We start from the raw sequence: 9,296 nt of genomic DNA on the forward strand, positions 1-9,296 counted from the left end.
CGCCGGTCCGCTTCCTCGGCGTCCAGCCGCGCGGCGTCGACCAGCGACGGAGCACCGCCGCCGAGCCGGTGCGGGACCCAGAAGCCACCGGCTGGATGCGATCCGTAGCTTTCCTGAACCTGTTCCAGTAAGTGCTGCATGCGGGTGTGCAACAACGCGGTCAGCTCCTGTGCGGGCAACGTCGGCTCGATAGGTTCGCCGACGGTTACCGCAATCGGCACCTTGGGCCGCAACAGCTTCTTCGGGTGGTCTTTGGTCCAGATCCGTTGAGCGCCCCACACGATGTGCGGGATGATCGGCACATCTGCCGCGATGGCCATCCGGCCTACTCCGGACTTGAATTCCTTGATCTCGAAGCTGCGGCTGATGGTGGCCTCCGGATACACGCCGACCAGTTCGCCGGCCTTGAGTGCCTGGACTGCCGCGTCGAAGGAAGCGGCGCCGCTGCCCCGGTTCACCGGAATGTGCTTGAGACGACGCATGATGGGCCCGGTGAATTTGTGGTCAAACACTTCCTGTTTGGCCATGAACCGCACCTTGCGCCCCAGGCCCTGCCGGTAGGCGGGCAAACCGGCGAAGGTGAAGTCGAAATAACCGGTGTGGTTGATGGCAATGACGGCGCCGCCGGTCGGAGGCAAATTCTCGACGCCGCGCACGGTGAACCGCAACCCCTGCAAACGCCAGGCCAAACGGGCGAACTGGATGATCGTTCCGTATACCGGTTCCACAGTCGTCAAGCCTAGTGGTCGCTGGCCGTGCACCTTCCCTGACACAGAAAACGGGTGACCATGACCTCACCGCCGGTGAGCTTCCGCAATCCGGGCTCGAAGCGCTCTCCGCCGAGTTGGTAACTACGGAGGGTGCTGAAAATCGTGTGATGGAGCCGTCATCGGCACGCTCACACTTCAACGGTATAGATGTGAGCCCCATTGTGTGCCGCACGTATCGGAAGCACACACGCACAGGGATGAACCGACATGGTCGCCTTGCGGCGGCATAAGCGCAACCGCGTCGATCTGGTATTACCGGCGCTGAAGCCCAATCCGGTGAATCGTCATGGTGTGATCTTCAGCGCCGGCTTGCGGCCGTGAAGTTAAGGGGATGATGAGTCGCCGAGGGATTCGCGCCCCCGGCGCTCATCAAAGCCTTTTCAACCGTGTGACCAACTTCGAACGGTGCGCTATTTGTTCGGCTGGGTCACGCCACCGCCACCGTCCATACCGCCGCCATGCGAACCGCATCCGGTCAATCCGAAACCCGCCGACACGACGGAGACGGCCAGCACGAGCGTCGCGGCTGCCCGTTTGAGTGACTTTGAGCTGATGTACGTGCGCATTTTTTTCTTCCTTTTCACTGGTTGTTGATTGACAGGATTCAGCCCGACAACGCTTAGTTGCGTGTCGACCTGTCGTAGGTGTTGCCCGCCGATTGCTCACCGCCGAGCAGGTGCCCTTGAGGGTCGGCGGTCGTTCGAGACAACCGCGTTCAGCGATTTGCTATCGGCGCGAGGTCGGCGGGAAATCCGAACAGTCCTATTTGACTGTGTGACCGATCTCGAACTGTGCGCTTGAGGGACCCATGTTGAGTTCGCGGGAGACGACATGATGTCCGCAGCCGCCTATCGGCGCGCCCATTATGAACGCGATCCCGAGCGCCCCGACTGCCGGCCTGAGGGACTTGGAGGTGATGTGTATACCCATTCTTTTCTTCCTTTCCATTCCTTGTTGGATGGTGTCAAGAGCTTACCGCGGTGACCTCGTGTTATGGCCGGTAATCGAAAATTTATTTCGGATTTTTGCGGCGCTGTTACTTGCTGATTTATACGGTGGCTGACGGTCGAGTAACTCTCGTGGCGCAGGACTTGAACCGGCCCTACGCCGCCGTGGTGTACGGAATATGCTGGTCCACAATTTCGGGACCCACAGTTGCGAATAGACGTAACGACCTCGCAAATAAGGACAGCCGACGGACTCTTGCTCACATCGGAGACAGCGGGGGTAAGTTATATGTCACACCGACGACTAAAATTTGCGCCGAACATATTTGCACGCACCAAACTTCATAGTCTTGGTACGACATAAGCGCAATCGGCGCCGATCGGACATTATCCCGCGCCGGCAGAGGCGCCGGTTTGGTTAGGGACTCGTCAAGGCCCTGACTTCATCGCGGGCTTGTAGCGGTGAAGTTGAGGGGCGAATCGCCGGGGGATTACACCCCCGGCGCTCGTCGAACCCGTGCGGGACACTTTCCCCTCATAGGAACGGATGTTGATCGCGAAGTATCCTATTTGAGCGTGCTAGGGGCCTCGTACTGTGCGCTCGAGCTTCCGAAGTTCGGGCTCGGTGCGTTCATGAGCTTTTGCCCACCACCCCTGGAACCGCAAGCGGTCAATCCGAAAACCGCCCACGCGACCGCGAGCGCCCCAGCTGCCAGTTTGACGGACTTGGATGTGTTGTGCATTTTTTCTTCCTTTCCAGTTGTTATTGCAGGGTCTCTTCGAACAGGTGACCGCGTTGGCCGCGGACAATGGCCGAATTCGTGGACTTGCCGGGATCTTTCGCTGCGCTACTAATTGGGGTGGTTTAGACCGTGGCTGATGGGTCGGGGAACTCGTCGGCGCGGGACTCGGACCGGCCGTACGCCGGCGCGGCGTAGCAACACGTGATTGGCCGCCGGTCGACGACCGTGGCCGCCTCGGCCACAATCGTGACGGCCACCAGTTTGCCCGTCCGACCAGGACCGCAATGGCTGGCACTGTAATGGTGCGCACCACGAAGGTGTCCATCAGAATCCCGATCCCGACGACGAAGCCGCATTGGATGACCGTGCTGATGCTGGCGAACAGCAGACCGAACATTGATGCCGCGAAGATGAGACCGGCCGCGGTAATCACACCACCAGTCGAGCCCACGGTGCGTATCACACCGGAACGTATGCCATGCGGAGATTCGTCCCGGATCCGAGAAATAAGAAGCATGTTGTAGTCCGCGCCCACCGCGACCAAAATGATGAAGGTCAAGCCCGGCAAGCTCCAATGCAATTGTTGGCCGAGCACGCCTTGAAACACGATGACGCCGATGCCAAGTGCGGCCAGGTAGGAAATCACCACTGAACCGATCAGATAGAGCGGTGCGACCAGCGCGCGCAGCAGGGCGATCAAAATCAGCAGCACCACCATGACGGTCACGACGATGATGAATCTGATGTCGTGGTTGTAGTAGTCCCGCATATCTCGAAGCGTTGCGGTGTATCCCGCGATCGACATCGATGCGCCGGCCAGCTCGGTATTCGGTTCAGCTCCTCGCGCGGTCCTAGTGATCGAATTGACCTGATCCATAGCCTGGGTGCTGAACGGGTTGAGGTCGGTTTGTACCAAGTAACGCACGGTGTGTCCGTCGGGTGAGACGAAAGCCGAGGCGGCTTCCTTGAAGTCATCCCGAGTCAGTACCTGCGGCGGAATGTAGAAGCCGGACATCGAAGGCTTCGACGCGTCGTACTTCATCGCTAACAGAAATCCCGACGCCTCGTTGAGTCCGACGCCCATCTTTTTGGTCTGCTCGACCAGTTCTTTCACACCGTTGGCCAATTGCCGGCTGCCTTCGGCGAGTTGTTCGGCACCCTGTCGCAGCTCGGCCAAGCGCCCCCGGATGCCACCGGGGTCGCCGCCGCCCAACGAGCGCATGGCGTCGGTGGCAGTGTTGAGTGCTTCCCGCAAAGCCTGCGCCGCCGACCCCAGGGTTTGCGTGCCCTGTGTCGATTGCAGCTGTCGAGCCAGACCGATGACCTTGTCGAAAGTCCCGTCCTGTTGGGCGGTGACCAGGCGCTGCAACTGGCTGCGCGAGTCCTGGCAGGAGGGGTCGGCGGCGCAAATGGGGCTGGCATCAAGGGCGGTCAACAGCGGGCCGGCCCAGTCGGAGGCGCCCGCGACATCTGAGAGGTTCACGCCGAGGGCGTCACCCAGGCTGCGCATGCTGGTGACGAGTTTGGCGGCGGTGTCGATGTCCTTGAGAGTCTTTTCTCCACCGAACTGGTTTTGCAGGTAAGCGAGGAGGTCGACGAGCCCGCCGACATTGCCGATTGCCTGCATCATCCCGCCGCGGATGTCGCCGAGGCTGTCGGCCAGCTGGTTGGCGCCCTTGGTCAGCGTGGTGAGGTCACCTGTGTGGTCGGTGATCGCGCCGGAGGCGTCGTGGAGCTTGTCGCCGACCATGCCTGCCTGGAACGTCGCTCTGGCCTCTTCTGGTGATTGGCCGGTGGGGCGGGTGATTCCCCGTACCATCGCGACACCGGGCAGCTGACTGATCCGCTGCGCCATCTGCTCTAGGTCGGCAAGCGCCGTCGGCGTTCGCAAGTCGTGCGGGGATTGGATCACGAGATACTGCGGAATGGATTCGTTGATCGGGAAATGACGGTCCATCGCTATATATCCGATGCCGCTCTCGACCCTGCGCGGCAGCGTCTTGCGATCGTCGTAGTTGTAGCGGGCCAGGCTTGCGCAGCTGGCCAACAGGATCAGCACTAGCAAACTCGCGACCAGATGGATCTTGGGCCGGCGGACAATCCGTATTCCCGATCGCCGCCAGAAACGGGTGGTGCGGTCGCGGCGCGGCTTGATCCAACCACGTCGACCGGTGAGCACCAGGATGGCCGGGAGCAGAGTCACCGCAGCCAAGAACGCGACGCCGATGGCGACCGACAAAGCTACACCGACCGATGAAAACACTCCCAACCGTGCGAAAACCATCCCGAGAAAGGTGACGGCCACGGTGGCCGCTGACGCCGCGATCACCTTGCCGATCGACGCCAACGCTTTCTTTACCGCTTGATCCGAATCCGCGCCGAGCCGCACGTAGTCGTGGTAGCGACTGATGAGAAAGACGGCATAATCTGTGCCCGCTCCGGACATCATCCCGCTGAGAAACACTATGGTCTGCGGGGAAACGCCGACGCCCAATTGGGCGAGTCCAGCCACAATGGCCTGTGCAGTCACCAGGGACGCGCCGATGGTGATCAACGGCAGCATCATGGTGACCGGGTTTCGGTAAACGATCATCAGGATGGTGGCCAACATGATGGTTAGCGCGAGTTCGATGTTTTCCTGATCTAGCCAACCGATATCAGTGAGGTCAACGACGGTGGCCGCAGGTCCCGTCAGGTTCGCGGTCAGCGTGGATCCCGCTGGTTTCTGACTGAAGGTCTGTTTGACGAGGCGCGCGACTCGCTTGTAGGCAACGTAGGACTGCGCTGTGCGCAACTCGCCGGCGAGGCCCACCGGCAGCATCCATGCCTTGCCATCTTTACTGGTCATGACGTCGCGCAAGGGAGGTGTGCTGAGGAAATCCTGCAGCATCACGACGTGTCGAGTGTCCTTGTGCAGGTTGTCGACCAGTGTGCGGTAAACGCCTTCGTCGGCGCGTCCCAGCCCCTTTTCGTCGGTCAGGACCACGAGCAGGATGTTGTCGGTCCCTTTATCGTGAAACGCCTCGGTCATCTGATTCGTCGTCACCGACACTGGGGAGTTGGTCGGCAGAAAAGCGACTGGATGTTCCTCGATCATGTCGTCCAAGGATGGGCACGTCATCGACAGGACGACCGCGAGCGCCACCCATACCCCGATGACAAGCAGCGGCCACCGCACTACCAAATCGCCCAGCCGTTGGAAAACACCCCCGGTTCCCGGTGCGGTAATCCTCTTGAAGAACCGTAGCGACCTGATTTGATGGGCTCTTTGGTTGAGCACCACGCGTTCGGGCAGCCAGGGCCGCCGGTGCCGGCCGTTCCGCTGTGCCTGGGGGGCTGCAGAGGCTCCGCGGTCAAGTGCGGACCTGGTAGGGCCGTCGCCCACCGATCGCTGCGAGGCCGGAGGCGTCGCCCCGTCGCTTAGCGCGGCGAGGTCTGAATGGACAGCTGCGGTGCTGCCGCCTTCCCTCGGGTTCGTGCCGCCCTGCGATTCGAAGTCATCCGGGCCACGTTTTTCTTGTGTTCGTAGCGGAACCGATGGCAGCAGGCCGTTGGCGGAATGCCGCCTCTTGGTGTTGTATTCGCGCCTAAGAAACTCTGAAATCCATAGATCGGGCAGGCGTTGCATCTTTAACTTAGGCAACGAAATTCCGCGGGGCCCGGTCGCCCCATTTTCCAATTCGGGCCGTAAGTCAACCATGAGTGATGTTGCGCGGCGGCGCTGCGCCGAGGCCTTCGGCGACGCGGGCATACAAGGATTTCATCGGAACTGGATACGAGTTACCGAGTCGCAGCGGAAAGTCCGGAAAGCTTTCGTGGTTGTTTGTGGTCAACCCGATCGATGCGCCAACCTGCGGCGATTCTAAAGTCAAGAAGGAATCGCGGTTCGCGAAGGATATATCCATTGCGCCTCTTCACAGCAACGGCCAAATCGAACTGGTGCGCTGCTTATTAAGGCGTGGTACCCGCATGGTGACTTAGCGGGTGCCGACGTCTGGGTAGCTTTTGTTGTGTTCTGTAAGGCGCTTTCGCGCATGTCATAGAGCCTCGGTAGTAGGCGTGACCTTATTGCAGGGAAGTCAATATCAGAATCGTCTCAGGAAAACCGTGATCTAATCGTGACGTTTCCTTGCCGGTAAATTAGCTAAGGCCAGCTACACGAAACTCGGCGTAAGTCGAAATCAATCATCCTGGATCGCCGTTTTTAGTCCAGGAGGCGAGATGCGGAGTCCTAGCCACAAACCGCGTCGACTCGGGCCGCCGGGCGACATCCAACGGTGACAGACCCGCACACCGCACTCGAGCTGTGCGCTACCGCTAAGCTCGAGGCGGCGCCTTACGCTCTTACCTCTTTGAAAGGCATTTGTGCAGGTCACCAGCGTCGGCCACGCCGGCTTCCTGATCGAGACCAGTGCGGGCAGCGTCCTGTGCGACCCATGGGTCAACCCGGCCTACTTCGCGTCGTGGTTCCCATTCCCGGACAACAGCACGCTGGACTGGGACCGTCTGGGTGAGTGCGACTACCTGTACGTCTCGCACCTGCACCGCGACCACTTCGACGCCAAGCTGCTTGCGGCGCACGTCAATAAGGACGCGGTGGTGCTGCTACCGGACTTTCCGGTGCCCGACCTGCGCAACGCGCTGCAAGAACTTGGATTTCACCGCTTCATCGAGACGACGGACTCGGAAAAGCAGCGGATCAGCGGGCCTAAAGGTGACCTCGATATCATGATCATCGCACTGCGGGCCCCCGCTGACGGCCCGATCGGGGACTCGGCGTTGGTGGTGTCCGACGGTGCGACAACAGTTTTCAATATGAACGACGCACGCCCGTTGGATTTGGACGTGCTGAGTTCAGAGTTCGGCCACATCGATGTGCACATGCTGCAGTTTTCCGGGGCGATCTGGTACCCGATGGTCTACGACATGCCGGCACGCGCCAAAGAGGCGTTCGGCACCCAGAAGCGGCAACGCCAGATGGACCGCGCCCGCCAGTACATCGCACAGGTCGGTGCCACCTGGGTCATCCCCTCAGCGGGCCCGCCCTGCTTCCTGGACCCCGAACTGCGCGACCTCAACGACGACCACGGCGAACCGGACAACATCTTCCCCGACCAGATGGTCTTCCTGGAGCAGATGCGCGCCCACGGCCATGACCGCGGACTGCTGATGATCCCTGGTTCCACCGCGAAATTCAATGGTGCACAACTAGATTCCCTCTGTCATCCGCTGCCGGCCGAGCAGGTGGAGGCCATCTTCACGACCGGCAAGGCTGATTATCTCGCCGACTATGCCGCCCGGATGGCGCCGGTGCTGGCCGCTGAGAAGGCCCGCTGGGCACCATCGGTCGGCGAGCCGCTGCTGGAGCCGCTGCGGGCGACGTTCGAGCCCATCATGCTTGCCAGCGATGAGATTTGCGATGGTATCGGCTACCCCGTCGAACTGGTGCTAGGTTCCGAGACAGTGGTGCTTGACTTCCCGAAACGCGCTGTGCGCGAGCCGATTGCCGACGAAAAATTTCGCTACGGCTTTGCGATTCCACCGGAGATGGTGCGCACGTTGCTACGCGACAACGAGCAGGACTGGGTCAACACGATCTTTTTGTCGACGCGGTTCAGAGCTTGGCGCGTCGGGGGCTACAACGAGTACCTGTACACGTTTTTCAAATGTCTCACCGCCGAGCGGATCGCTTACGCCGACGGCTGGTTCGCCGAAGCGCACGACGATATCGCGTCGACCACTATGGAGGGGTGGGAGTTTCAGCGCCGCTGCCCGCATCTGAAAGCGGACCTGTCCCGCTTCGGAGTGGTGGAAGGGCACACGCTGACGTGCAACTTGCACGGGTGGCAGTGGGATCTGCGCGACGGCCGCTGCCTCACCACCCGCGGTCACCAGCTTCGGTGTGCACGGCGGTGACCGCTTCACAGCACTACGACGATGGCCTGGTTCAATTGGACCGCGAGGCAATCACGTTGCGCCGCTACCACTTTCCGTCCGGCACCTCGAAGGTCATCGCGCTCAGCACCGTCCGTGGGTACAAGGCGGAGCCGTTGGGTCTGTTCATGCACCGGTTCCGGGTCTGGGGTAGTTCTGATCTGCGCCGCTGGCTGCCGCTGGACGTGCGGCGGCCGTTCAGGTCCACGCTGATCACGCTCGACGTGCCCGGGACCCGGCCGAGTCCGGCCTTCACTCCGGCAAATCCAGAAGAGTTCACCGCGCTGCTCGACGAGTTGTTGCGATACCCGCGCTGACCAGCCAAGCCAGCCAGGACTACACGATCGCCAATGTCGTTCTGCTGCCGCTCTTCACCATCGTCGACGGCTACCGACGGGGTTAGCGCCGGCCGTGGCTGTATTTCCTCGCCAGACTGTTCACCAGCTTCGCCTTCGCTTTGGCCTTTTACTTCGCCACCTTGGAATGGCAGCGCCGCCACGCGCGATCCGATCAGGCGCCGGCGAGCATGGGCGCCTAAGCGTTTCGGGGCTCCAGCAGTTCGGCTCCGACAAAGGGCACCAGTGCGTCGGGCACCCGAACGCTGCCGTCGGGACGCTGGTGGTTTTCCAGGATCGCGACCAGCCACCGGGTGGTGGCCAGCGTGCCGTTGAGCGTCGCGGCGATCTGCGGTTTGCCCGTCGCGTCTCGGTAACGCGTCGCCAGCCGGCGCGCCTGGAAAGTGGTGCAGTTCGACGTCGAGGTGAGTTCGCGGTAAGCCTGCTGCGTCGGCACCCAGGCCTCACAGTCGAATTTGCGCGCCGCAGATGAGCCGAGGTCGCCCGCCGCCACGTCGATCACGCGATAGGGGACCTCGATCAGCGCCAGCATCTGTCGCTGCCAAC

5 protein-coding genes and 1 pseudogene are annotated in these 9,296 nt (G+C 61.3%); 3 read left to right on the forward strand and 3 right to left on the reverse strand.

Going from position 1 to position 9,296, the window contains the following annotated elements:
- Both WA317_RS18070 and WA317_RS18075 read right to left on the reverse strand, forming a co-directional pair.
- A partial coding sequence (locus tag WA317_RS18070; RefSeq protein ID WP_425174344.1) for a lysophospholipid acyltransferase family protein occupies window positions 1–728 on the reverse strand: 728 nt, incomplete at its 3' end.
- Window positions 729–2,296: 1,568 nt separating this feature from the next.
- Complete coding sequence (locus WA317_RS18075; RefSeq protein WP_425174345.1) at window positions 2,297–5,638, reverse strand: MMPL family RND transporter; 3,342 nt, start codon at window positions 5,636–5,638, stop codon at window positions 2,297–2,299.
- 1,187 nt (window positions 5,639–6,825) lie between these two features.
- Between WA317_RS18075 and WA317_RS18080 the strand changes: the two genes are divergently transcribed.
- The 3 genes and pseudogenes from WA317_RS18080 to WA317_RS18090 form a co-directional block, all read left to right on the forward strand.
- Complete coding sequence (locus WA317_RS18080) at window positions 6,826–8,376, forward strand: Rieske 2Fe-2S domain-containing protein (protein ID WP_425174346.1); 1,551 nt, start codon at window positions 6,826–6,828, stop codon at window positions 8,374–8,376.
- Window positions 8,373–8,711 (forward strand): hypothetical protein, encoded by a 339-nt coding sequence (locus WA317_RS18085; RefSeq protein WP_425174347.1) that lies wholly within the window; start codon window positions 8,373–8,375, stop codon window positions 8,709–8,711. Before WA317_RS18080 ends, WA317_RS18085 begins: the two co-directional genes overlap by 4 nt.
- 2 nt (window positions 8,712–8,713) lie before the next feature.
- Window positions 8,714–8,932, forward strand: a pseudogene (locus WA317_RS18090) (DUF2834 domain-containing protein); the annotation flags it as partial.
- On the opposite strand, the gene WA317_RS18095 reads toward WA317_RS18090, so the two are convergent.
- Window positions 8,929–9,296: aminoacyl--tRNA ligase-related protein (locus WA317_RS18095; RefSeq protein WP_425174348.1), on the reverse strand; the 368-nt coding region annotated here is incomplete at its 5' end. The pseudogene WA317_RS18090 and the gene WA317_RS18095 sit on opposite strands and share 4 nt — an antisense overlap.

It is taken from the genome of Mycobacterium sp. (assembly GCF_049802695.1).
In the GTDB taxonomy this organism is placed as follows: Bacteria; Actinomycetota; Actinomycetes; order Mycobacteriales; family Mycobacteriaceae; genus Mycobacterium.